General features: G+C 70.6%; 20 protein-coding genes. 10 read left to right on the top strand and 10 right to left on the bottom strand.

Features of this window, described 5'->3' with window-relative positions:
- Window positions 1–358 precede the first annotated feature (358 nt).
- The 6 genes from BIU96_RS03745 to BIU96_RS03720 form a co-directional block, all read right to left on the bottom strand.
- On the bottom strand, window positions 359–1,336 hold the full coding sequence (locus tag BIU96_RS03745) for a hypothetical protein (RefSeq protein ID WP_071291278.1): 978 nt from the start codon (window positions 1,334–1,336) through the stop codon (window positions 359–361).
- Between the two features lie 97 nt (window positions 1,337–1,433).
- Window positions 1,434–2,708 (bottom strand): D-arabinono-1,4-lactone oxidase, encoded by a 1,275-nt coding sequence (locus BIU96_RS03740; protein ID WP_071291277.1) that lies wholly within the window; start codon window positions 2,706–2,708, stop codon window positions 1,434–1,436.
- A 16-nt stretch (window positions 2,709–2,724) separates the two neighbouring features.
- Window positions 2,725–4,242: an L-arabinose isomerase gene (gene araA / locus BIU96_RS03735; protein ID WP_071291276.1), complete on the bottom strand. Its 1,518-nt coding sequence runs from the start codon at window positions 4,240–4,242 to the stop codon at window positions 2,725–2,727.
- Window positions 4,239–4,949, bottom strand: a complete 711-nt coding sequence (locus BIU96_RS03730) for an L-ribulose-5-phosphate 4-epimerase (protein ID WP_071291275.1) — start codon at window positions 4,947–4,949, stop codon at window positions 4,239–4,241. The genes araA and BIU96_RS03730 overlap by 4 nt, the downstream gene beginning before the upstream one ends.
- Window positions 4,946–6,676: a xylulokinase gene (locus BIU96_RS03725; RefSeq protein ID WP_071291348.1), complete on the bottom strand. Its 1,731-nt coding sequence runs from the start codon at window positions 6,674–6,676 to the stop codon at window positions 4,946–4,948. The genes BIU96_RS03730 and BIU96_RS03725 overlap by 4 nt, the downstream gene beginning before the upstream one ends.
- 293 nt (window positions 6,677–6,969) lie before the next feature.
- Window positions 6,970–7,983: a LacI family DNA-binding transcriptional regulator gene (locus BIU96_RS03720; protein WP_071291274.1), complete on the bottom strand. Its 1,014-nt coding sequence runs from the start codon at window positions 7,981–7,983 to the stop codon at window positions 6,970–6,972.
- Window positions 7,984–8,154: 171 nt separating this feature from the next.
- On the opposite strand from BIU96_RS03720, the gene BIU96_RS03715 reads away from it, so the two are divergent.
- The 4 genes from BIU96_RS03715 to BIU96_RS03700 are packed head-to-tail and all read left to right on the top strand — an operon-like array spanning window position 8,155 to window position 13,413.
- Window positions 8,155–10,131: a glycoside hydrolase family 127 protein gene (locus BIU96_RS03715; protein ID WP_071291273.1), complete on the top strand. Its 1,977-nt coding sequence runs from the start codon at window positions 8,155–8,157 to the stop codon at window positions 10,129–10,131.
- 4 nt (window positions 10,132–10,135) lie between these two features.
- A complete protein-coding gene (locus BIU96_RS03710) occupies window positions 10,136–11,443 on the top strand; it encodes a sugar ABC transporter substrate-binding protein (protein WP_071291347.1) in 1,308 nt (435 codons plus the stop codon).
- Window positions 11,444–11,490: 47 nt separating this feature from the next.
- The gene (locus tag BIU96_RS03705; RefSeq protein WP_071291346.1) at window positions 11,491–12,459 is read left to right on the top strand and encodes a carbohydrate ABC transporter permease; all 969 of its coding nucleotides are present in this window, start codon (window positions 11,491–11,493) and stop codon (window positions 12,457–12,459) included.
- Window positions 12,460–12,462: 3 nt separating this feature from the next.
- The gene (locus BIU96_RS03700) at window positions 12,463–13,413 is read left to right on the top strand and encodes a carbohydrate ABC transporter permease (protein ID WP_071291272.1); all 951 of its coding nucleotides are present in this window, start codon (window positions 12,463–12,465) and stop codon (window positions 13,411–13,413) included.
- A 235-nt stretch (window positions 13,414–13,648) separates the two neighbouring features.
- Here the strand turns inward: BIU96_RS03700 and BIU96_RS03695 are convergent, their stop codons facing one another.
- Window positions 13,649–14,698: a substrate-binding domain-containing protein gene (locus tag BIU96_RS03695; RefSeq protein ID WP_071291271.1), complete on the bottom strand. Its 1,050-nt coding sequence runs from the start codon at window positions 14,696–14,698 to the stop codon at window positions 13,649–13,651.
- A 179-nt stretch (window positions 14,699–14,877) separates the two neighbouring features.
- Between BIU96_RS03695 and chvE the strand changes: the two genes are divergently transcribed.
- From chvE to mmsB, 3 genes are all read left to right on the top strand, one after another.
- Window positions 14,878–16,008, top strand: a complete 1,131-nt coding sequence (gene chvE / locus BIU96_RS03690) for a multiple monosaccharide ABC transporter substrate-binding protein (protein ID WP_071291270.1) — start codon at window positions 14,878–14,880, stop codon at window positions 16,006–16,008.
- Between the two features lie 103 nt (window positions 16,009–16,111).
- Window positions 16,112–17,665 (top strand): multiple monosaccharide ABC transporter ATP-binding protein, encoded by a 1,554-nt coding sequence (gene mmsA, locus BIU96_RS03685; protein WP_071291269.1) that lies wholly within the window; start codon window positions 16,112–16,114, stop codon window positions 17,663–17,665.
- The gene (mmsB, locus tag BIU96_RS03680) at window positions 17,652–18,833 is read left to right on the top strand and encodes a multiple monosaccharide ABC transporter permease (RefSeq protein WP_071291268.1); all 1,182 of its coding nucleotides are present in this window, start codon (window positions 17,652–17,654) and stop codon (window positions 18,831–18,833) included. The genes mmsA and mmsB overlap by 14 nt, the downstream gene beginning before the upstream one ends.
- A gap of 80 nt (window positions 18,834–18,913) precedes the next feature.
- Here mmsB and BIU96_RS03675 read toward each other — a convergent pair whose 3' ends face one another.
- The gene (locus BIU96_RS03675; RefSeq protein ID WP_071291345.1) at window positions 18,914–20,194 is read right to left on the bottom strand and encodes an alpha-amylase family glycosyl hydrolase; all 1,281 of its coding nucleotides are present in this window, start codon (window positions 20,192–20,194) and stop codon (window positions 18,914–18,916) included.
- 123 nt (window positions 20,195–20,317) lie between these two features.
- Here BIU96_RS03675 and BIU96_RS03670 point away from each other — a divergent pair, with 123 nt between their 5' ends.
- Window positions 20,318–20,716 carry a DUF3253 domain-containing protein gene (locus BIU96_RS03670; RefSeq protein ID WP_071291267.1) on the top strand — a complete coding sequence of 133 codons (399 nt, stop codon included), beginning with the start codon at window positions 20,318–20,320 and terminating at the stop codon, window positions 20,714–20,716.
- Between the two features lie 13 nt (window positions 20,717–20,729).
- On the opposite strand, the gene BIU96_RS03665 is transcribed toward BIU96_RS03670, so the two are convergent.
- Window positions 20,730–21,128, bottom strand: a complete 399-nt coding sequence (locus BIU96_RS03665) for a hypothetical protein (RefSeq protein ID WP_071291266.1) — start codon at window positions 21,126–21,128, stop codon at window positions 20,730–20,732.
- The gene (locus tag BIU96_RS03660; protein WP_071291265.1) at window positions 21,128–21,721 is read right to left on the bottom strand and encodes a nucleotidyltransferase domain-containing protein; all 594 of its coding nucleotides are present in this window, start codon (window positions 21,719–21,721) and stop codon (window positions 21,128–21,130) included. The genes BIU96_RS03665 and BIU96_RS03660 overlap by 1 nt, the downstream gene beginning before the upstream one ends.
- 121 nt (window positions 21,722–21,842) lie before the next feature.
- On the opposite strand from BIU96_RS03660, the gene BIU96_RS03655 reads away from it, so the two are divergent.
- Together BIU96_RS03655 and BIU96_RS19315 are read left to right on the top strand one after the other, a co-directional pair.
- Window positions 21,843–22,940 (top strand): SDR family oxidoreductase, encoded by a 1,098-nt coding sequence (locus BIU96_RS03655; RefSeq protein ID WP_071291264.1) that lies wholly within the window; start codon window positions 21,843–21,845, stop codon window positions 22,938–22,940.
- 104 nt (window positions 22,941–23,044) lie between these two features.
- Complete coding sequence (locus BIU96_RS19315) at window positions 23,045–23,221, top strand: CsbD family protein (protein ID WP_139199762.1); 177 nt, start codon at window positions 23,045–23,047, stop codon at window positions 23,219–23,221.
- The last annotated feature ends 34 nt before the right edge of the window (window positions 23,222–23,255 follow it).

Here is a 23,255-nt window from a genome sequence, read left to right as displayed (position 1 = left end):
AATGAGCGAGGCCCGGAACTGCAGGAACAGTTTCCGGGCCTCGATTTGCCTTCCGAGTGGAAGCCAAGGGATGCAGTGACCATCCCGAGTCAATCGCTCGGAACCGATGGTAGCCGAGCCCGCTCGGCTCCGCATCCCTCGGTCGAAGCTCCTCGTGTCAGCCGGCGACGACACAAGGAGGTCATCGATGTCGCGAGACGACGACGGCCGGACCAGGCGCCAGGCGCTGTGGTTGGGGATCGCGAGCTTGCTCGTGAACCTCACCCGGCTCCTGCTCGACCTGATCCGCAAGGCCTAGGGACACGGGCGCCCCCGCACCGCGACGAGCGATGTGGGGGCGCTCCATCCGCCACCGAGGTCAACGGTCGAAGAGGCCGCCGAGGAAGTCGTTGCCGAGGTTCGACGCCTGCTCGCCGAGGCCCGATGCCTGCTCCCCCAGCCCGGAGAACTGCTCGCCGAAGCCCCCGAGGAGCTGCTCCCCCTCGCCCGCCAGCCCCTCGATGCCACCGCCGAGGTCGGCGAGGCCGAGGTCGCCGATGCCCGAGGCGATTCCCTCGAAGTCGACACCGACGTTCGCCGCCTCGGCCAACACGGGTCCGGCCGCAGCACTCAGCACGGCCCCACCGGCCACGGCCACACCGAGACCCCCGAGCGCCATCGCTCCGGCACCGACCGCGGCACCGCCGGCGAACGCGCCACCGCGACCGCCGCCGGCACGACCGCCGCCGCGACCGGAGCCGGAGCCGGAGCCGCCGAGGACGCGTCGGATGAGTCCCGGACGTGCGACCTCGCCGCGGGTCATCGCGCGGGCCATCCCGCCGGCCGAGTCGTCGCGGAGGTGCTCGTGCGGCGGGAGCTCGGAGTTGAGCCGGTTCCGTACCTGCTGGCGCTGCGCCGGGGTCAGGCGGGCGAAGGCGTCGTGGTGGACCTGTTCGAGCTGGTCCGGGGACGAGGTGCGGAGGAGGTAGTCGTACTTCGCCAGGGCGACCTTGTCCGAGTCGACGGACCCACCCGACTGCGACTGACCGTACCGACCAGGCGCGGGCTGGCCGGGCGCGGGCTGGCCGGGCGCCGGCTGGTGGCCCGACACCGGCTGGCCGTACTGCTGTTGCGGCTGCGGCGGCCGCTGCTGCGCCTGCTGCTGCTGCTGCCCACGGTCGTCGCCGGTCAGCCGGTCCGCCGCCGTCCGGACGATGTCCCGCCAGTCGGAGCCACCCTGCTGTGAGCCACCCTGCTGCGGACCGGAGCCAGGCGCGCCGTCACCCTGCCCGCGCTTCTGGAGCTGCTTGTCGATGACCTTCGAGGCCATGCCGAGGATGCGGTTGAGGTTCGCCATGCCCCGACCTTTGCGTCCTCACATGTGGACGCTCAGGGACGACGCGGTGTGCCACCCCGAGATCCCATCCGGATGTGCTGTGAACCGCGCTCCGGCCTCAGGCGAGCACACGCGCGAGGAACAGGTTCCGGAACCGCCCGGTGGGGTCGAGGTCCCGCGCGAGCGCCGCGAACGACGACAGCCTCGGGTACACCTCGTGCAGGCGCTCGACGCTCGTCGCCGACACCTTCCCCCAGTGCGGCCGGGCGTCGAACGGCGCGAGGACGTCCTCGATCCGCGCGACCGCGGCGGCCACTGCCTCGGCGTCCCGGCGGAAGGTGAAGTGGATCCCGACCGACTGCCGGCCCGACGACGGCGCGAGCCACGCGGTGTCCGGCGCGATCGTCCGGACCTCGGCTGCGATGAGGATCGGGGCGAACAGCTCGCGGAGCGGGCGGAGGGCCTGCAGGGCGGGGACGGCCGAGGCTGCGGGGATCAGGTACTCCGCCTGGATCTCGGCACCGGTCGACGGGGTGAACGACGACCGGAAGTGCGGCAGCCGCTCGGACCACGGCCCGGGGACACCGCCCTGCTCCGTGACGCCGGCGGGGTCGTTCTCCCCCGGGTGCACGGGGCCGGTGGCGGGGCGGGCGCCGAGCGCGACGAGGTCCACGGCCGGCGCCGGCTCGTCGACGCGTTGCTTCACCCAGACCTGCCGGGCGCCCCGGTCGTCGAACGACGTGAACATCGACACCGAGTACGCGTCGGACACGATCTCGTCGAAGTGCTCGGCGACGGCCTCCCACGGCAGGTCGAGGTGCACGGTCGTGGCGACCTGGAACGTCGGCTCGATCGCGAGCTCCACGGCGGTGACGACACCGAGCGCCCCGAGTGCCACACGGTGGGCGTCGAGCGCACCGTCCGCCGTCGACGCATCGACCCGCACCAGGTCGCCGGAGGCCCGGACGACCTCGAGGCCGACCACCGCCTGCGCGAGGGACGGGTTGCGCACACCGGATCCGTGCGTGCCGGTGGCGACCGCCCCGGCCGTGGAGATGTGCGGCAGGGACGCGAGGTTCGCGAGGGCCCAGCCACGTGCCTCCAGGCCGGCCGCCACCTGACTGTGGATCATCCCGGCGGCGACCCGGACCACGCGACGCGACGTGTCGATGTCGAGCACTGGCGGCAGGTCTGCCAGCGAGACCTGGACCGCGTCGGTGTCGGCGATGGTGTTGAACGAGTGACGCGAGCCGAGCGCCGTCAGGCGCGGGGTCGAGGCGACCAGTTCCTGCAACGAGGCCACCGACGTCGGACGCGCCAGACCGGACGCCCGGTAGGTGACGTTGCCCGCCCAGTTCGTCCGCGTGCGCTCGGCCGCGATCACGTCGCTCATCGTGGGGTCCTGACTCCTAGAAGCCGCGGTCGAGACGGTGCCACGTCTGCTGGAGACGCAGCTCGTCGCGGAACCCGCGAGCGGTGGTGTGTTCGTCGATGACGAGGAACTCGGTACCCACCATGGTGGCGAAGTCCTCGACGACCTGCAGGCCGACGGCGGTCGTCATCACGGTGTGGTGGGCGGCGCCGGCGGTGAGCCAGGCCTCGGCGGCGACCGGGAAGGACGGACGCGGCTCCCAGACGGCACGGCCGACGGGCAGCTTGGGCAACGCCGCGGTCGGGGGCACCACGTCGACGACGTTCGCGGTGAGGCGGAAGCCGTCGCGGGTGTCGGAGAGCGCCACGACGACGGCCTCGCCGGGGTCGGCGGTGAAGACCAGGCGGACCGGGTCGTCCTTGCCGCCGATGCCGAGCGGGTGGATCTCGAGCGTCGGCTTCGTCGTCGTGAGCGTGGGCGAGACCTCGAGCATGTGGGCACCGAGGATCTTCTCGGCGCCCGGGGTGAGGTCGTAGGTGTAGTCCTCCATCAGACTCGCACCACCGGGCAGGCCGGCGCCCGCGACGTTCATCGCGCGGACCAGGACCGCCGTCTTCCAGTCGCCCTCGGCGCCGAAGCCGTAGCCGTCGGCCATCAGGCGCTGCACGGCCAGGCCCGGCAGCTGCTTGAGCGAGCCGAGGTCCTCGAAGTTCGTGGTGAACGCGGCGCTGCCGTTCTGCGCGAGCAGGGTGCGGAGGCCGATCTCGATCGCGGCGCCATCGCGGAGCGCGCTTCGGCGTTCGCCCCCCTCCTGGAGTTCCGGTACGAGGTCGTAGGACGCGTCGTAGGTGGCGAGCAGCGCGTCGATCTCGTGGTCCGAGGCGGCTTCCACCGCTGCCGCGAGCTCGTTGACGGCCCACGTGTTGACCTGCACGCCGAGCTCGATCTCGGCCTCGGTCTTGTCGCCCTCGGTGACGGCGACGTAGCGCATGTTGTCGCCGAAACGGGTCAGCTTCAACTCGCGGACGGCGGCGGCACCGGCGGCGGCACGGGTCCAGTTCGCGACACGCTGCTGCACCCGGGGGTCGGACACGTGGCCGACGGCCGTGGCGTGCCGGACGCCGAGGCGCGCGAGGGCGTAGCCGAACTCACGGTCGCCGTGCGCGGCCTGGTTGAGGTTCATGAAGTCGAAGTCGATGTCCGCCCACGGCAGCGTGACGTTCGCCTGCGTGTGGAGGTGCAGCAGCGGCTTCGTGAGTGCCTGCAGGCCGCCGATCCACATCTTCGCGGGGCTGAAGGTGTGCATCCACGTGGTGACGCCGATGACCTTGTCGTCGGCGCTCGCCTCGATGAGGGCGCGGCGGATGCCGTCGGCGTCCTTGAGGACGGGCTTCCAGACGAGCTTCACGGGCAGCGCCGCGGCCAGTTCCGCGTGCACCTGCTTGCTCTGCTCCTCGACCTGGCGGAGGGTCTCCTCGCCGTAGAGCCCCTGGCTCCCCGTCAGGAACCAGACCTCGTAGCCCGCCAGTGTCTCGACGGTGGTCTCCTGCGTCATTGCATGGCTCCTTCGGGGTTCTGTCCGTAGACGTTCTGGTAGCGATCGAAGAGTCGATCGATGTCTGCTGGTGCGATCGGGACGACCTCGCCGCCCTGCTTCGCGATGTGCACGGTGCGCGCCACGTCCTCGCACATCACGGCGGCCTTGACGGCGTCCTTCGCGTCCTTGCCGATCGTGAAGACGCCGTGGTTCTGCATGAGGACCGCGCGGGATCGGTGGCCGGTCAGCGTCTCGACGATGCCGTGGCCGATGGAGTCGTCGCCGATGATCGCGAACGGTCCCACCGGGATCGGCCCGCCGAACTCGTCGGCCATCGCGGTGATCACGCACGGGATGGGTTCCGCTCGCGCGGCCCAGGCCGTCGCGTACGTCGAGTGGGTGTGGACGACGCCGCCGACCTCGGGCATGTTCCGGTACACGTGGGCGTGCGCAGCGGTGTCGGAGCTCGGTCCGTGCTCGTTGCCCCAACCGTCGGCGGGCACGCCGTCGAGCGTGCAGACGACCTGGTTCTCCGGCGTCAGGTCGTCGCTCGACACACCGCTCGGCTTGATGACGAACAGGTCCGTGCCGGGCACGCGCTCGGAGACGTTGCCGCCGGTCCAGATGACCAGGCCGTAGCGGACGAGCTCGCCGTGCAGGCGGGCGACGCGTTCACGGGTGGCCGCGACGGCCCGCTGGGTGTCGGGGTCGGTTGCGCTGGTCATCTGGTCACTTCCTGCTCTGCCGGGAGGCGCGGCTCGGCTCCCGCCGTCCCCTCGCCTCGGGTCGTGGTCGCGTCGGCGCCGGGGGCGGCTGCCGCACCGGTTCCGGTCGCGTCTGGTCGGGTCGCCGCTGCCGCCACGGTCTGGACGGGCAGCGCAGCGCGGTACCGGCCGAGGTACGTCTGGAAGCCCTCGACGTCGCGCGGCTCGGGGTCCGCGACGTGGACCGTGTCCCCGCCGAAGACGCTGTCCGCCAGGAAGTCGGCGAGGTGGTGCTCGGTGTGCTCGAGGTACGCGGCGAGCACGGCGATGCCCCAGGCACCGCCCTCGCCCGCGGTCTCCTCGAGCGCGACGGGGACCCGCAGTGCCGCGGCGAGCAGCTGCTGCGGGGCGCCGGGCGTCCGGAAGAGTCCGCCGTGCGCGGTCATCCGGTCGACCTGCACCTGCTCCCCGTGCAGCACGTCCATGCCGATCGCGAGGGTGGCGAACGCACCGTGCACCTCGGAACGCACGAGGTTGCCGAGGGTGAAGCGCGCGTCGGGGGTGCGGAGCAGCAGGGGCCGGCCGTCCTCGACGTGGGTGACGGGTTCGCCCGCCAGGTAGTTGAAGGAGAGCAGCCCGCCTGCGTCGGGGTCGGCGTGTTCGGCTTCGTCCAGCAGGACCCGGAACACGTCGTCCGTCGCCATCGGACTGCCCGATGCCTCGGCGAAGCGTCCGAAGACCCGTGCCCAGCTCGCGATCTCGCTCGCGCCGTTGTTGCAGTGCACCATCGCGACGGCGTCACCGGACGGGGTGGTGACGACGTCGAGTTCCTCGTGCGCGGACCCGAGCGGCTGCTCGAGGACGACCATCGCGAAGATGCTCGTGCCGACGCTGACGTTGCCGGTCCGCGGTGCGACGGCGTTCGTCGCGACCATGCCGGTGCCGGCGTCGCCCTCCGGCGGGCAGAGCGGGACGCCGGGGCGGAGCGATCCGGTCGGGTCGAGCCACGCGGCGCCCTCGGGGGTGAGGGTGCCGGCGTCGTCCCCGGCGACGAGGACCTCGGGCAGGAGCGCGCGGAGGTCCGGCACGGCGTCGCCCAGCAGGTCCTGCGTGACGGCGAGCATCTCGGTGTCGAAGTCGCGCGTGCCGGGGTCGCCGGGGCCGCTGTCAGCGGGGCTGCTGTCGATCGGGAAGACGCCGCTCGCGTCGCCGACGCCGAGGACGTCGCGGCCGGTGAGCCGGCGGTGCACGTACCCGGCGAGCGTGGTGATGCCGGCGATCTGCGGCACGTGCGGCTCGTCGTCGAGGACGGCCTGGTACAGGTGCGCGACCGACCAGCGGAGCGGGATGTTGAACCCGAGCGCGTCACTGAGCCGTTCGGCTGCCGGGCCGGTCGAGGTGTTGCGCCAGGTCCGGAACGGCACGAGCAGGTCGTCCTCGGCGTCGAACGCGAGGTAGCCGTGCATCATGGCGCTCACGCCGGCGGCGCGGAACGTCGTCGGGGTCACGCCGTACTGCGCCTCGACATCGGCGACGAGGGCGGCGTAGGCGGCGCGGAGTCCGGTCTCGACGGCGTCGAGCGAGTAGGTCCAGCGGCCGTTGACGAACTCGTTCTCCCACTCGTGCGAGCCGGCGGCGATGGGCACGAGGTCCTCGTCCACCAGGCACGCCTTGATGCGCGTGGAGCCGAGCTCGATGCCGAGCGTGGTGCGGCCGTCCTCGACCTGGTGTCGGCGGTCGTCGCTCATGCAGTCCTCCCAGACCTCGTCGTCCCCGTGAGCGCTCACATCCTGGCACGTGAGCGCTCACTCCCGCAATGCGGCTCGCGGGTCGCACGAAGTGCCGCCCACCCGAGCCCGCGAGGTCGCACGAAACGCCGCTCACGTCCCGCGAGGTCGCACGAAGTGCCGCCCGCCAGCTCGCACGGCGGCACTTCGTGCGACTTCGACGACGTGCACGCGGCATGTCGTGCGACCTCGACCCGAGGCGCGACCCCGCGCGACGCCCGGACGGCCCCGCGCACGACCTCGCGCGGCCCGGCCTACGCGCCGACGGTGCTCTCGCGGACGACCAGGGTCGGGGTGACCGCGGCCGACGCCGCCGGTCCCCCGTCGATGAGACTCAGCAGCGCCTGCCCCGCCACCCGGCCGAGCTCCTCGAGCCGCAGGTCCACCGTGGTGAGCGGCGGACGGCTCGCGAGCGCCATCACGTCCCAGTCGTCGAACCCGGTGACGGCGACGTCCTCCGGCACGGACCGACCGAGCTCCCGCAGCCGGTCGCACACGCCGCGGGCGATCTGGTCGCTCCCGCACACGATCGCGTCGACGTCCACCGATCCCCGCGCCAGCACGTCGACCGCCTGGCGCCCCCACCGCTCCGTCCACTCGCCGTACATCGGCGGAGCGACGACCCGCGACCCGAGCACCGACACCGCCCCCGCGACTCGACGTTCGGCGGAACGGTGCCGCTCGGGCCCGGTCACGATGGCGACCCGCGAGCGCCCGAGCGTCAGCAGGTGGGAGGCGACGGCCGCGCTGCCCGCCGAGTCGTCGAGGGTGATCGACACGTCCGACGCCGAGGTCGACGGCGTGAACGCGTAGACGACGGGCATCGCCGCGTCGATCGGTGGGCGGGGGTCGGCCGAGCGTCCGGTGACGATGATGCCGTCGACCCCGCGGGCGGCGAGCGAGCGGAGGTAGTGCGTCTCGCGCACGTGGTCGTCGCGGGTGTCGCAGAGCAGCACGGCCATCTGGCCGGCGGACAGCGCGTCCTCGGCGCCGAGCAGCACCGGGATCGAGAACCGGCCGAACGAGTCGGTGGTGATCATGCCGACGGTGTAGGTCCGGCCGGAGGAGAGCGCCCGCGCCCGGGCGTCGCCGACGAACCCGAGCTTCTCGGCGGCCTCCTTCACCCGGAGTCGTGTGGCGTCGCGGAGCTGGCCGGTGCCGTTGAGCGCCTTCGACGCGGTGCCGATCGACACCCCGGCGAGCGCCGCGACGTCGGTGATCCGGACGGGCTGCGCGGCACGGTCGAGGGAGCTGCGTTCGAGGGTCACGGCAAGCTCCTTTCCGGATCGAGTGGCGTGTGGATGAGCATACGCACAACAGCAATCGGACACTTGCGCCCCGGCGGTCGGTGTCGTACTGTCCACCGCAGAAACCGTTTTCCGAACGCTGCACGAACGGCGGACACCGGAACGGCCCCAGTCACATCGCAAGGAGGCGACATGACCACCACGCTCGCGACCGACAGCCGTGCGCAGACCGCGACGCCGGTCCTCCCGACCGCCGACGCCCACCTCACGCTCCGGCCACTGCCGACCGGCGACGCCCGGATCACCGGCGGCTTCTGGGCCCTCCGGCAGGAGCGCAACGGCCGTGATGCGGTCCGCGGCGGGTACGCGCTGCTCGAGACGGCCGGGAACTTCCGGAACCTCCGGATCGCCGCCGGGCTCGAGGAGGGCGAGGCCACCGGCCCGATCTTCATGGACTCCGACGTGACGAAGTGGCTCGAGGCCGTGGCGTGGGAGTACGGCCGCGCGCCGTCGGAGGACCTGCTCGACCTCCAGCGCGAGGTCACCGCCCTCTACGCCCAGGCGCAGGCCGACGACGGCTACCTCGACTCCGTGCAGCAGATCCGGGGGAAGGGCGAGCGGTACACGGACCTCAAGTGGAGCCACGAGATGTACTGCGCCGGGCACCTGTACCAGGCGGCCGTGGCCCAGCACCGTGCGACCGGCGACACCGGCCTGCTCGAGGTCGCGATCAAGAACGCCGACCACCTGGTCCGGACGTTCGGCGAGGGCGACGGCAAGACGACCGACATCGACGGGCACCCCGTCGTCGAGATGGGCCTCGTCGAGCTCTACCGCGAGACCGGCAACCGCGACTACCTCGAGCTGGCGCACTGGTTCGTCGACGCCCGCGGCCACGGCATCATCGAGCGCGCCGGCGGCGAGCCGACGTACTTCTCCGACCGGGTGCCGAGCCGGCAGGCCACGACCGTCGAGGGGCACGCCGTCCGCGCCGTGTACCTGGCGGCGGGTGCGGTGGACGTCGCGATCGAGACCGGCGACACCGAGCTGCTGGCGGCGAGCGAGGGCCAGTTCGCCGACATGATGGCGACGAAGGCGTTCATCACCGGCGGCCTCGGCGCACGCTGGGACTGGGAGGCGTTCGGCGACCCGTACGAGCTCCCGACCGACCGCGGCTACGCCGAGACCTGCGCCGCGATCGGTGGCGTCCAGTGGGCCTGGCGCCTGCTGCTCGCGACCGGCAAGCCGGTCTACGCCGACGCGATCGAGCGCCTGCTCTACAACGCGTTCCTCGCGGGCGTCAGCCTGGGCGGCACCGAGTACTTCTACGTTAACCCGCTCCAGCAGCGTGACCACGCGCACCAGGACGAGAACCGCTCCCCCGCGCATGGGCGTCGCGGCTGGTTCGACTGCGCGTGCTGCCCGCCGAACATCATGCGGACGTTCGCGAGCCTCGACGGCTACCTCGCGACCGCGACCGACGGCGGGCTGCAGATCCACCAGTACGCGACGGCAGACCTCGGGCCGGTGCGCGTCGAGACGGGCTACCCGCACGACGGCCGCGTGGTCGTCACGGTCACCGAGGACGGCCCGCTCGCGCTCGGCCTCCGCATCCCGGCGTGGTCGGACACGACGACGGTCACGGGCGCCGGCGGCGACGCGAGTCCTGCAGCGGGCACGCTCCACGTCATCGACCGCGAGTGGACCGCCGGCGACACCGTCGAGCTCGCGTTCGACACCACGCCGCACCGGTACGTCGCCGACACTCGCATCGACGCCGCCCGCGGGCAGGTCGCGATCGAGCGCGGCCCGCTGGTGTACGCGGTCGAGCAGGCGGACCAGCAGGGCTTCACGGTCGACGACCTGACGGTCGACGCGGACGCGCCGATCACCGAGGAGCGCCAGGACGGACTCCTCGACGGCGTGGTCACGTTGCGGATCCAGGGGCACGCCCCTGCCGAGCACGCGCAGGCAGCGTGGCCGTACCGGCGTCTGGACGGGCCGGGAGGCGCGGATCGCGCCGTGGACGCCACCAGCGTCGACGACGTGGCTGGCGCTTCGGACCCCGCCACGGGCCTCCAGGCCGTCACCGCGACGGCGGTCCCGTACTACGCCTGGGCGAACCGCGGAGCCGCGCCGATGCGCGTCTGGCTCCCGCTGGCGCGGTGACGTGATGCTGCGCAGAGCGTTCCTCGTCGGCGGTCTCGCCGGCGGGGCGGCCCTCACCCTGACGGCGTGCTCCGGCACGCTGCCCAAGGTGGACGCGAAGGTGGCGTCGTTCGGCCGGAACGCGACCGGCACCGTGCACGTCTGGTGCCGGTCGGCGACCCAGGCCGGCCTGACGGCGGCGGTCGCCGGCTTCAACAAGGCGAACCCGAAGCTGCAGGTCGAGCTCACCCCGGTGCCCGACGGGCAGTACGTGACGAAGCTCGCGACCGCGATCCGCGGCGGTGAGCCGCCGGACGTCGTGGACATCGACGACATCAACTCGCAGCTGTTCATCTTCCGCGAGGCGTTCGCCGACCTGACCGACGTCGTCAAGGGACTCGACTACTTCGACGCGATCTCCCCCGGCCACCTGCGGCTGCTCGAGTACCGCGACCGGTACTACGGGCTGCCGTACCTGGCCGACAACTCGCAGCTGTTCGTGAACACCGAGCTGTTCGAGCAGGCCGGGCTCGACGTCGAGGACTCGACGAAGGACCTCGACTCGCTGCTCGCCGCGGCGAAGGCGATCCGGAAGACCGGCGACGACGTCTACGGGTGGTCGATCTCCGGCAACGCGGCGGGCATCATCGGCTTCGTCACCCAGCCGCACGTCTGGGCGACCGGCGTCGACATGATGTCCGGCGAGGTCGGCAAGCAGCAGGCGAACATCACCGGCAACGAGGCCCTCGAACGGATGCTCGAGTTCTACCGGCAGATGTGGAAGGACGGCGTGCTCTCGAAGGCGACGTACTCCGACGCCGGCACCACGTGGGGCGCCGACTTCCGGGCCGGCAAGGTCGGGATCTTCCCCACGTCGTACGGCGCGACCGTGCCCGCTGCGACCAAGGCGATGCGGGCCAAGATGCAGACCGTGCTCATCCCCTCGTGGGACGGCAAGCGGTCGTTCTTCGACGGCGGCGACAACATGTGCATCCCGAACGGGGCGGCGAACCCGTCCGGCGGTTGGGCGTTCATGCAGTACGCGAACGGGCTGCAGCAGCAGCAGGCGCTGCCGGACGGCGGGTACTTCCCCACCCGCTCGGATGCCGCAACGCCGGCGTACCGGAAGAAGTACCCGCTCGCGTTCGGCCCGCTCGACGCCATCGACAAGGGGTACGCACCGCAGACGCTGGCGTACAACCTGCTCAACAACCAGCCGTCGTCGCCCTACTTCGCGATGTTCCGCGAGGCGGTGTTCGGGTCCGGTACGGCCGCCGCGATGAAGACGGCGCAGGCGGATTACACCCGCATCCTCGACCAGGTCCAGGCCTGACCGTCCGTCGCTCGTTCGCTCGTTTGTTGCACAGAGAGGTGCACGTCATGTCGACCATCTCCACCCGGCGCTCCGCCAGCCGGGCCGCACCCGGCCGGACCGGTGCCGGCCGGCCCACCGTCGGCCGCGGCCGCGGCCCGTCCCGCAACTCGCTCACCCACCCGCCGCGCACCGGGGCGGTCCTCGTCGCGCCGGCGATCCTGTTCGTCGCGGTGTTCGTGCTCGTGCCGCTCCTGTTCGCGCTCTACATCTCGTTCACGAACTGGCCCCTGATCGGCCCGTACCGGTTCATCGGGCTGCAGAACTACCTCACCCTGTTCCAGGACCCGACGTTCGTGCACGCCATCGGGTACACGCTGCTGTACACCGCGATCGTGACGGTGCCGATCCTGGCGCTCGGCTACTTCCTCGCCGTGCTGATCCGGGCACGGCGGCGTGGGAGCACCCTGCTGCGGACGGTGTTCTTCCTGCCGTACGTGGTGGGCCTGACCACGCTGTCGTTCATGCTCGTGCTCGAGGCGCAGCCGAACTCCGGTGCCGTGAACATGGTGCTCCGCTGGCTCGGGATCACCGACGGCAGCACGGCCTGGCTCGTGAACGGCCCGCTCGCGACGTTGCTGATCTGCGTGCTGGTCGTCTGGGCGGTCTCCGGGCTGACGATGGTGCTGCTCATGTCGGCGATGCAGGGCATCCCCGACGAGGTGTACGAGTCCGCGCAGCTCGAGGGCGCGTCCTGGTGGCAGACCGAGCGGCTCATCACGCTCCCGATGATCCGGTCGACGGTGGCGCTCAGCGTCATCATCTCGGTGATCGGGTCCCTGCTGGCGTTCAACCAGTTCTACATCCTGACCCAGGGCGGGCCGGGGACGGAGACCACGACGATCGTCAACGCGATCTACAACCGCGGCTTCGTGAACCTGCAGCTCGGCGCCGCGACCGCCGAGTCCATCGCCCTGGTCGTCGTCATCGCCGCCGTCACGGTGTTCCAGTTCTGGGCACTGCGAGAGAAGGACTGAGCCATGAGCACCACGACCTCCCGGGCCGGCCTCGCTCCGGACCTGTCCACCCGCACGCTCACCACCACCGGAGACGGTGGTCGGCGACGCCACCACCAGGGCAGCGTCCGGCACCCGCGGGACACCGCCGTGAAGCGCACCCTCTACGTCATCGCCGGCGTCGGGTCGGCGCTGGTGTTCGGGGTCCCGCTCATCTGGTCGATCCTGCGGGCGTTCCAGTCCGAGGCCGTCATCACGCAGGCCGCCGACCCGGCGACGTTCTTCCAGCTCGGCTGGCAGAACTTCGCCGCCGTGTTCAGCTCGTCGTCGCACCTGCTCACCGGCGTCGTGAACTCGCTGATCGTGTCGATCGCGACCGCCGTCCTGACCGCGGTGATCGCGACGATGGCCGGGTACGGGTTCGCCCGCTTCCGGTTCCGTGGGTCCGGCGTGGTGTTCGGGCTCGTGCTGCTGACGATGATGGTGCCGTTCCAGGCCATCCTCACGCCGCTGTACCTCGAGCTGAACGCGATGAAGCTCACGAACTCGTTGCTCGGGCTCGTGCTCTTCTACACGACGGTGAACCTGCCGTTCGGGGTGTTCGTGATGCGGAACGCGTTCGAGTCGATCCCGACCGAGCTCGAGGACTCGGCGTTCGTCGACGGCGCCTCGCGCTTCCGGGTCGTCGTGTCGGTGCTCCGCCCGCTGCTGCTACCGGGCGCCGCGACCGCCGCGCTCTACGCGTTCCTGGCGTCGTGGACGGAGTTCCTCGGAGCGCTGACCTTCCTGACGAAGGACTCGCTCTACACGCTGCCGGTCGCGCTGCTCAACCTGCAGACCGGCGCCTACGGGCAGGTGTCGTACGGGAACCTGGTCGCCGGGTCGGTGGTGGCGATGATCCCGTGCATCGCGCTCTACGTCGGGCTGCAGCGGTTCTACGTCGCCGGCCTGTCGTCGGGCGCGCTGAAGGGCTGACGGTCGGGTCGGCTCGCCGGCGGCGTCCCTCGCACCGTGCGAGGGGCGCCGCCCTGGTGTTCCGTGTTGTTCCGTGTTGTTCCGTGTTGTTCCGTGTTGTTCCGTGAGATCGCACTTCGGCGTGGTTCCGCCGGAACGTCGGGTGCCGAAGTGCGATCTCGGCGGCGCGACGGCGGCGCGGCGGCACGGCGCGGCGGGCGCTCGGCGCGGCGGCGCGGCGCGCGGCGCGCGGGCGCTACGCGCTCCGGCGCACCACGAGCTCGGGCGCGAGCAGCGTCTCGTCGCGGGGCTCCCCCTCGATGAGCGCCTTCACGGTGTCGAGCACCCGCTCCCCCATCGCCCGGAAGTCCTGCCGCACGGTGGTCAGCGGCGGCGTGAAGTGCGCCGCCTCGGGGACGTCGTCGAACCCCACCACGGCGATGTCGTCGGGCACCCGGAGTCCCTCGTCGGCGAAGGCGTGCAGCGCCCCGAGCGCCATCTGGTCGTTCCCCGCGAAGACCGCGTCGACGGTGTGCACGTCGATGGTCCGGGCCGCGGCGAACCCGCTCGCCGGGGTCCAGTCACCGTCGAGCACGACCGGGTCGAGCCCGGCCTCGCGCATGATCCGGACGTAGGTCTCGCGGCGCACCTCGGACTCCTGCGAGACCCCCGGCCCGGCGATGTGCACGATGCGCCGGTGTCCGCGACCGAACAGGTGCTCCATCACGAGCGACGTCCCGGCGACCTGGTCGATCGCGACGGCGGCGACGCTCGGGGCGACCGGCGCTCGGGCCGCGTCACGCTGCACGGCGTTCGACACCACGACGGGCACGGTCACCGGGACCGTCAACGAGGCGAGGGCGTCGAGCACCCGGTTGTCGGCGGCGACCAGGACGATCGCAGCGACGTCCTGCGCGAGCAGGGTCGTGATCGCGGCGGACAGGTCGCCCGGCCGCGGGTCGTCCGGCAGGGTCGACAGAAGCACGTGGTACCCGGCCGAACGGGCTGCCCGCTCGAAGCCGATCGCGGTGCTCGACGGGCCGTACAGCGCGTCGCCCGCGGTGATGATGCCGAGCGCCCGGCTGCGCCCCCCGGCGAGCGCCCGGGCTGCGGCGCGCGGGCGGTACCCGAGCTCGGTGACGGCGTCGGTGACCTGCGAGCGGTACTGCTCGCGCACCGTCGGGTCGCCGTTGATGACCCGGGAGACGGTCTGGTGCGACACCCCGGCGCGCTCGGCGACGTCGAAGATCGTGGGCGCCTTCCGGCGATTGCCGCCCTTGCCCCCTGGGGCGGTCGTGGTGGTCACGAGGCCAACCGTACCGCGCGGTCGGTCCGCCGCCGCAAGATCGCGAAACGGTCACGACGAGTTGACACCCCGTCACGGAACCCTCAGTATGTGAGCGCTCACACGAGCACTCACCGGGGGCACAGCAGCCCCGTCACCCGAGCGCGTCGACGTCGTCGCGCAGGAACAGAGGTACTTCGATGATGAAGCGCAAGATCGTCGCGGGCGTCGCCGCCCTCGGCATCGCCATCGCACTGGCCGGATGCTCGGCCGGCGGACGCGGCGACACCGGCAGCGGTGGCGGCAGCGGGGACAACAAGGGTGCACTGGTCGGCGTCGCGATGCCGACGAAGGTGTCCGAACGCTGGATCAAGGACGGCAACGCCGTCAAGAGCGACCTCGAGAAGGCCGGCTACAAGGTCGACCTCGAGTACGGGGACAACAAGGTCCAGCAGCAGGCGCAGCAGGTCAGCAACATGATCACGAAGGGCGCGAAGGTCCTCATCATCGCGTCGATCGACGGCGGTGCCCTCTCCGACCAGCTGGACGCGGCCGCGAAGGCCGGCATCAAGGTGATCTCCTACGACCGCCTGCTCACCGGCAACAAGAACGTCGACTACTACGTGTCGTTCGACAACGAGAAGGTCGGCGTCGACCAGGCGAACTCGCTCCTCACCGGTCTCGGTCTGCTCGACGCGGACGGCAAGAAGACCGACGAGAAGGGCCCCTTCAACATCGAGGTCTTCGCCGGGTCGCAGGACGACAACAACGCGACGTTCTTCTTCAACGGCGCGATGAAGACGCTGAAGCCGTACATCGAGGCCGGCACCATCAAGATCGGCTCCGGCCAGGACGGCTTCACGCAGGCCGCCACGCAGCAGTGGGACCCGGCGACCGCCAAGGCCCGCATGCAGAACCTGATCGCCAAGTCCTACTCGGGCGGCACCACGCTGAACGGCGTGCTCTCCCCGTACGACGGCATGTCGATCGGCATCATCTCGGCGCTCCAGGGCGCCGGGTACGGCAGCAGTGACCGTCCGCTCCCGACCATCACGGGTCAGGACGCCGAGGCCGCCTCGGTCAAGTCGATCATCGCCGGTCAGCAGTACTCGACCATCTACAAGGACACGCGCAAGCTCGCCAAGCAGTCGGTCACCATGGCCGAGGACCTGCTGACGGACAAGAAGCCCGAGGTCAACGACACGAAGAGCTACGACAACAAGGTCAAGGTCGTCCCGACCTTCCTGTTCCAGCCGACCGTCGTCACCAAGGACAACTACAAGGAAGTCCTCGTCGACTCGGGGTACTACACCGAAGCCGACCTGAAGTAGTCGCAACCCATCCGACGGACTGGAGGCGCGGTGCCAGACCGCACCGCGCCTCCAGTCCGTCCCCACCTGCGCGCGCGAGCGTGCACTACGGAAGGCGGTCGACGTGACGGACACCATCCTCGAGATGCGTGACATCACCAAGACGTTCCCCGGCGTCAAGGCCCTCCAGGGGGTCTCGATCGCGGTCGAGCGCGGACAGGTCCACGCGATCTGCGGCGAGAACGGCGCCGGCAAGTCCACCCTGATGAAGGTGCTGTCCGGGGTCTACCCGCACGGCACGTTCGACGGCGAGATCCTGCTCGACGGGTCGCCCGTGCAGTTCTCCGACATCAACGACTCCGAAGCGTCCGGGGTCGTGATCATCCACCAGGAGCTCGCGCTCAGCCCGTTCCTGTCGATCGCCGAGAACATCTTCCTCGGCAACGAGCAGTCCAAGGGCGGCTTCATCGACTGGAACAAGACGAACCTCGCCGCGGCGGAACTGCTGCAGCGCGTCGGTCTGAAGGACAACCCGGTCACGAAGATCGTCGACATCGGCGTCGGCAAGCAGCAGCTGGTCGAGATCGCGAAGGCGCTGTCGAAGCAGGTGAAGCTCCTCATCCTCGACGAGCCCACCGCGGCGCTCAACGACGACGACTCCGCGCACCTGCTGGAACTCATCCGGTCGCTGCAGGCCGAGGGCATGACGGCGATCATCATCAGCCACAAGCTCAACGAGATCAAGGCGATCGCGGACAAGGTCACGATCATCCGCGACGGCCAGACCATCGAGACGCTCGACATGCACGCCGACGACGTGTCCGAGGACCGGATCATCCGCGGGATGGTCGGCCGCGACCTGTCGAACCGGTACCCGGAGCGCGAGAACCCGGTGATCGGCGAGGAGCTCCTGCGGATCGAGGACTGGACCGTCCACCACCCGCTCGACGCCTCCCGCGAGATCATCCACCACGCGAACCTCGACGTGCGGGCCGGCGAGGTCGTCGGCATCGCGGGCCTCATGGGCGCCGGCCGGACCGAACTCGCGATGAGCGTGTTCGGGCAGTCCTACGGCGCCGGCATCAGCGGCACCGTGTACAAGCGCGGTACCCCGATCAAGACGCACACCGTCTCGCAGGCGATCGACAACGGCATCGCGTACGTCACCGAGGACCGGAAGCGCTACGGCCTCAACCTGATCGACGACATCAAGCGGAACATCTCCGGGTCCGCGCTCGGGAAGCTCGCCAACTGGGGCTTCGTGAACGCCGCCGAGGAGACGACCGTCGCGGGGCAGTTCCTCAAGAGCCTCAACATCAAGGCGCCGAACGTCGACGTCATCACCGGCAAGCTCTCCGGCGGGAACCAGCAGAAGGTCGTCCTGTCGAAGTGGATGTACGCCGACCCGGACGTCCTGATCCTCGACGAGCCGACCCGTGGCATCGACGTCGGCGCGAAGTACGAGATCTACACGATCATCAACCAGCTCGCAGACCAGGGGAAGGGGATCATCGTGATCTCCTCCGAACTCCCGGAGCTCCTCGGGATCTGCGACCGCATCTACACCCTGTCCGAGGGCACCATCACCGCCGACGTGCCCCGCTCCGAGGCCACTCCAGAGGTCCTCATGCAGTACATGACCCAGGAACGGGAGACCCCTGTCAATGAACGCGCTTAAGTCCGCCGTCGGCTACCTCACCGGGCAGCTCCGACAGATCGGCCTGTTCATCGCGCTGATCGTCATCGTCCTCTTCTTCCAGGTGACGACGAACGGCATCACCCTCGCCCCGATCAACGTCTCGAACCTGATCGTCCAGAACAGCTACATCCTGATCCTGGCGATCGGCATGGTGATGGTCATCATCGCCGGGCACATCGACCTGTCCGTCGGGTCGGTCGTCGCGTTCACCGGCGCCATGGCCGGCGTGATGATCACGCAGTGGGGCATCCCGTGGCCGATCGCGGTCGTGCTGTGCCTGGTGGTCGGCGCGCTCGTCGGGGCCTGGCAGGGCTTCTGGATCGCGTACTTCGGGATCCCGGCCTTCATCGTCACGCTCGCGGGCATGCTCGCGTTCCGCGGTGCCGCGCAGATCGTCCTGCAGAACCAGCAGATCTCGCCGTTCCCCGCCGGCTTCCGCTCGCTCGGCTCCGGCTTCCTGCCGTCCTTCGGTACCACCGGGTACGAGCCGCTCACGATGATCCTCGGCTTCGCCGCGGCCGTCGTGATGGTGGTCGCAGCCTTCCGCGGCCGGATCACGCGGCGGAAGTACCAGCTCGAGAGCGAGCCGTTCGTCTGGTTCATCGTGAAGACGGCCTTCGGCGCGGTGCTCGTCATCTACGTGGCGCTCCTGCTCGCCAGCTACAACGGCACCCCGATCGTGCTCGTCATCCTCGGTGCCCTCGTGGTCATCTACTCGGTCGTCATGCGGAGCGCGGTCTTCGGCCGTCACATCTACGCGATCGGTGGCAACGCCCTCGCCGCGCAGCTGTCCGGCGTGAAGACCAAGCGCGTCACGTTCCTGCTGTTCGTCAACATGGGCGTCATCTCGGCGCTGGCGGGCGTGGTCTTCACCGGCCAGCTCAACCTGGCGGCACCGGGCGCGGGCAACGGGTTCGAGCTCGACGCCATCGCGGCCGTGTTCATCGGCGGCGCGGCGGTGACGGGTGGCATCGGCACCGTGCCGGGAGCGATCGTCGGTGGTCTCATCATCGGCATCCTGAACAACGGCATGTCGATCCTCGGTGTCGGCACCGAGTTCCAGTCCCTCATCAAGGGCCTGGTGCTGCTCGCCGCCGTCGCGTTCGACGTGTTCAACAAGCGCCGGGCGGCGTACGCGCGCAAGTAGGGCGCGGGGTCGCTTGCCCATCCCATCGAGGGAGCAGAAATCGTCGGGTCGCCTTCGGGCACCCGACGATTCCTGCTCCCTCACTTCGTGAGGACGGCCCAACCGCCGGCCTGGAGGCGCAGGGTCCCGTCCCCGAGATCGCCGCCGCCCGCCTCCACCTGCGTCGCGTCCGCTGCGGGCAGGTCGACGGGATCGGCCGCCAGGTTCAGGGCGGTCACCACGGCGGCGTCGGAGGTCGCCGTCCGCAGGACGACCGCGGAGTTCGTCAGGTGCACGACGTCGGTGTGCGCCCGGTGCAGCCACGGGTTGCGCCGTCGGAGCGCGACGAGCGCCTCGTGGTCGTGCGTGATCGCCGTCGGTGCCGGCGGGGCGTCCGGGAACTCCGGGCGGACGGCGTCGTCGCCACCCAGGCGCTCCTCCTTCACCCCGGTCCAGCCGTACTCGTCACCGGCGTAGACGATCGGCGTCCCGGCAACCGTGAACAGGACCGCGGCGGCGTGCGGCGCGAAGCCCTCCCCCACCGCGCTGGCGATCCGGGTGACGTCGTGGTTGCCGACGAAGGTGGTCGGCACGAACGTCTCGAGCAGGGCGTCGTGCCGCTCGATCGCGTGCGCCAGCTCGTGGCAGTTGCCGTCCGCGATGCCGTGCCAGATCCCCTGCCACAGCTCGTACTGCGTCGTCGAGTCCATCGTCGACTCGCGGACGATCGCGGCGGCGTCACCGTGGATCACCTCGCCGCTGAACCAGGCGTCTGGGAAGCGCTCGCGCACCCGCGGGAGCACGCGCGCCCAGAACGCCGGGGCGACGGCGTAGGCCGCGTCGAGGCGCCACCCGTCGACACCGCGGCCGAGCCAGTGGGTCATGACCTCGACCACCAGGTCCTCCGTCGTCGAGGACCCGTGGTCGAGGGCGACGAGGATGTCGTGCCCCTCGAAGTCACCGACGCGCACCGGCATGCCGGGCTGCCACCCGTCCCAGTCCACCGCGAACAGGTCGGCGGTCGCCGCGTCCGGCCCGTCGGCGGCGAGCGCGCGGAACGCCGGGTGCTCGCGCCCGACGTGGTTGAAGACCCCGTCGAGCAGGACGCGGACGCCCCGCTCGTGCGCCGCGGCGACCAGGCGGTCGAAGTCGTCGTCGTCGCCGAGGCGCGGGTCGATCCGGAAGTGGTCGACGGTGTCGTAGCCGTGGGTCGAGCTCGCGAACACCGGACCGAGCAGCAGACCGTTCAGCCCGAGGTCGACGACGTGGTCGAGCCACCCGGCGATCCGGTCCAGCCGGTGCTCGACGGGGCGGTCCGCCACCGCGGTCTCCGGTCGGACCTCGGCCCCGACGAAGCCGAGCGGGTACACGTGCCACCACATCACGTGCTGGACCCAGTCGGGTTCGGACGGTCGGACCGGTGCGGTGTCGGGGTTCACCACTGCGATGGTGCCAGCCGTACCTGGGCTGTGTGCTGGCGGGTGCGGTGGGACGAGGATGGAGCCATGGGACGGGCGATCAGGACGGAAGCGGACGCCGCGGCGTCGGAATCGGAGCACGCCGAGCGGACCTGCGCCTCGTGCGGGCGCCGGATGCCGTCCTCGGCCGCCCCCGAGACGAAGTGGTGTTCCGGAGCCTGCCGCAAGCACGGGATCGACGAGACCGACCGCGCCCTCGAACAGCGGATCGACGAGTTGCTCGCGGCGCGTGCGCGGACGTCGAGCATCTGCCCGTCCGAGGTCGCGCGCTCGATCGACCCGGACGACTGGCGGCCGCTGATGGAGCCGGCGCGTCGGGCGGCACGGCGGATGGTCGCCCGGGGCGAGGTCGAGATCACGCAACACGGCAGCGTCGTCGACCCGTCCACCGCGAAGGGGCCGATCCGCATCCGCCGACCGCGCTGAGGCGCCGCTCGTCTCAGATGCGATCGCGCATCACGCTGACGAGCCGCTCGAGTGCTGTCACAAGCGCGCGGGTCTTCTCCTGTGTCACCCGTGACGATGAGTACTGGGAGTTCGTCTTCTCGTCGGTCAGGCGCTTGAAGTGCATTCCAGGACGAGTGTCCGGCGAGCACGCGCGGTCCAGCAGACGTCGAGCTGCGGCATGGTCGTCACCGAGGTGATGGTGCCCGAGGACGGCCCCACAGATCGCGTCCGACGCGGCGATTCCGCCGAGTACGGCATTCGCGCCGGCGGCTTTCCAGTCGGCGTGGTTCGTCGACTCGACGTACAGGAGCGCGACCTCGAGGTACGTCACGGCTTCGTCGCGTCGCATCTCAACGGCGTGCCGATCGACGGCGCGCACGCGCGCGTCCATCAGATGAAGGTCCTGATCTCTTCCCCGAAGACCGTCCGCGCCTCGTCACGCCATGACCCGACGAGCGGGTCCCCCTCCGCGACGAAACGGCGGAGGTCGGCGCGCGTGACGTCGAACACCTGGCAGTCGTTCCCGGTCCAGCGGCGGACGAGGTCGCCGAGACGGACGACCACGTCGGTGTCGACGACAGCGTCGAAGACGACGAGGAGGTCCAGGTCGGACGTGGGGGTGGCCGTGCCACGAGCGACGGAACCGAACACCGAGACCGAGAGCACGCCGGCGTCCACGGACTCGACGAAGTCGCCGATCCGACGCTCGAGCTCGTCCCCGGCACCGAGCCCGAGTTCGACGGCCGGCCAGAGGAGGTGTTCACGGTTCACCCGGTAGGCCGAGTGCTGCAGCCCACGATCGACGCGGACCAGGCCCGCTTGTTCCAGTTTGTCGAGCGCGCGCTTGATGCCGGTGTGCTGCGCCGCTCCGGCGACTCTCGCCACCTGCCGACCGGTCATGCCGGCATCGGTGCGCGCGAGCACGCGGAGCGCGTCGGCCTGCGTGGGGCCGAGGAGCGTGGCGAGTGGTGTGACGAGTTGCATGGGGGACCTCCGCGGAAAGTGTACCGATTTCCGGTACATGTGGTGCGTTTTTGTGTACACAACCGCATCCGCCAACCGCAGTGAGGGAACACCGGCGAGACGACATGTGTTGGGGAACCCGATGACTCTCGACGACACCACCCAGCAGTCCGCCGACCGCCACGCCCTCGTCGTGGGTGCCAGCGGCATCACCGGCTCGGCCCTGGTCGATCGCTTGCTCGGCAACGGGTGGCGGGTGACGGCGCTCTCGCGACGGCCCGTCGCCCGTGACGGCGTCCGCACGGTCCCCGCCGACCTCCGCGACCCGGAGGACCTCGCCGTCGCCCTGGCGGACGAACGCCCGACCCACGTCTTCTTCACCGCGTGGCAGCGGCAGGACACCGAGGCCGAGAACATCCGCGTGAACGGCGGGATGGTCCGCGACCTGCTCGCGGCCCTCGGGCACGCGCCGCTCGCGCACGTGGCGCTCGTCACCGGTCTCAAGCACTACCTCGGCCCGTTCGAGGCGTACGCCGCCGGCGAGATGCCCGACACCCCGTTCCACGAGGAAGAGCCCCGCCTCGACACCCCGAACTTCTACTACGCGCAGGAGGACGAGCTCTTCGCCGCCGCCGAACGGCAGGGGTTCACCTGGTCGGTGCACCGGTCGCACACGGTCATCGGGCACGCCGTCGGCAACGCCATGAACATGGGACTGACGCTCGCGGTGCAGGCGACGCTCGTGAAGGAGCTCGACCTCGACTTCGTGTTCCCGGGCAGCGAGGCGCAGTGGAACGGCCTCACCGACATGACCGACGCGGGGCTGCTCGCCGAGCACATGGTCTGGGCGGCGACCTCCCCGGAGGGCGCGGACGAGCCGTTCAACATCGTGAACGGCGACGTGTTCCGCTGGCGGTGGATGTGGCCTCGGCTGGCCGCACACCTCGGCGTGGACCCCGCACGCGTCGTCGGCTACCAGGACCGTCCCCGCCCCCTCGAGGAGCAGATGGCGCCGTACGAGTCCGAGTGGGTCGGCATCGCGGAGCGCTACGGCCTCGTCGAGCCGGACATCGGTCGGCTCGCGTCGTGGTGGCACACCGACGCCGACCTCGGCCGGACGATGGAGGTCGTCACCGACATGGGGAAGAGCCGTGAGGCCGGGTTCACCGGGTTCCGGCGGACCGAGCGGTCCTTCACCGACCTGTTCGACCGGTACCGTGCGGAGCGGCTCGTCCCCTGATCGGCGGCGCACATGTCCTCCGGCTTCGAACGGGGTACAGGGGCGGCCGTACTGTCGGGTCCACATCGTCGGGACCACCGGTGATGACCACCGGAAGGAACCCCATGTCGCTCGGAGACAAGGCCAAGGACGCCACCCAGAAGATCGTCGGCAAGGTCGAGGAGAAGGTCGGCGAGCACACGGACGACGCCGAACTGCACGCCCAGGGCAAGAAGGACCAGCACATGGGCGAGGCCCGGATGCAGACCGAGAAGGCCAAGGACGCCGTCGACGACAAGTGAGCACTTGCTCGTGGACACCGCAACGGCCCGACGT

The sequence above is a fragment of the Curtobacterium sp. MCBA15_008 genome, assembly GCF_001865065.1.
Classification (GTDB): domain Bacteria; phylum Actinomycetota; class Actinomycetes; order Actinomycetales; family Microbacteriaceae; genus Curtobacterium.
Note: the sequence above shows the minus strand (reverse complement) of the source record. Positions and strands in the feature narration are given on the sequence as shown.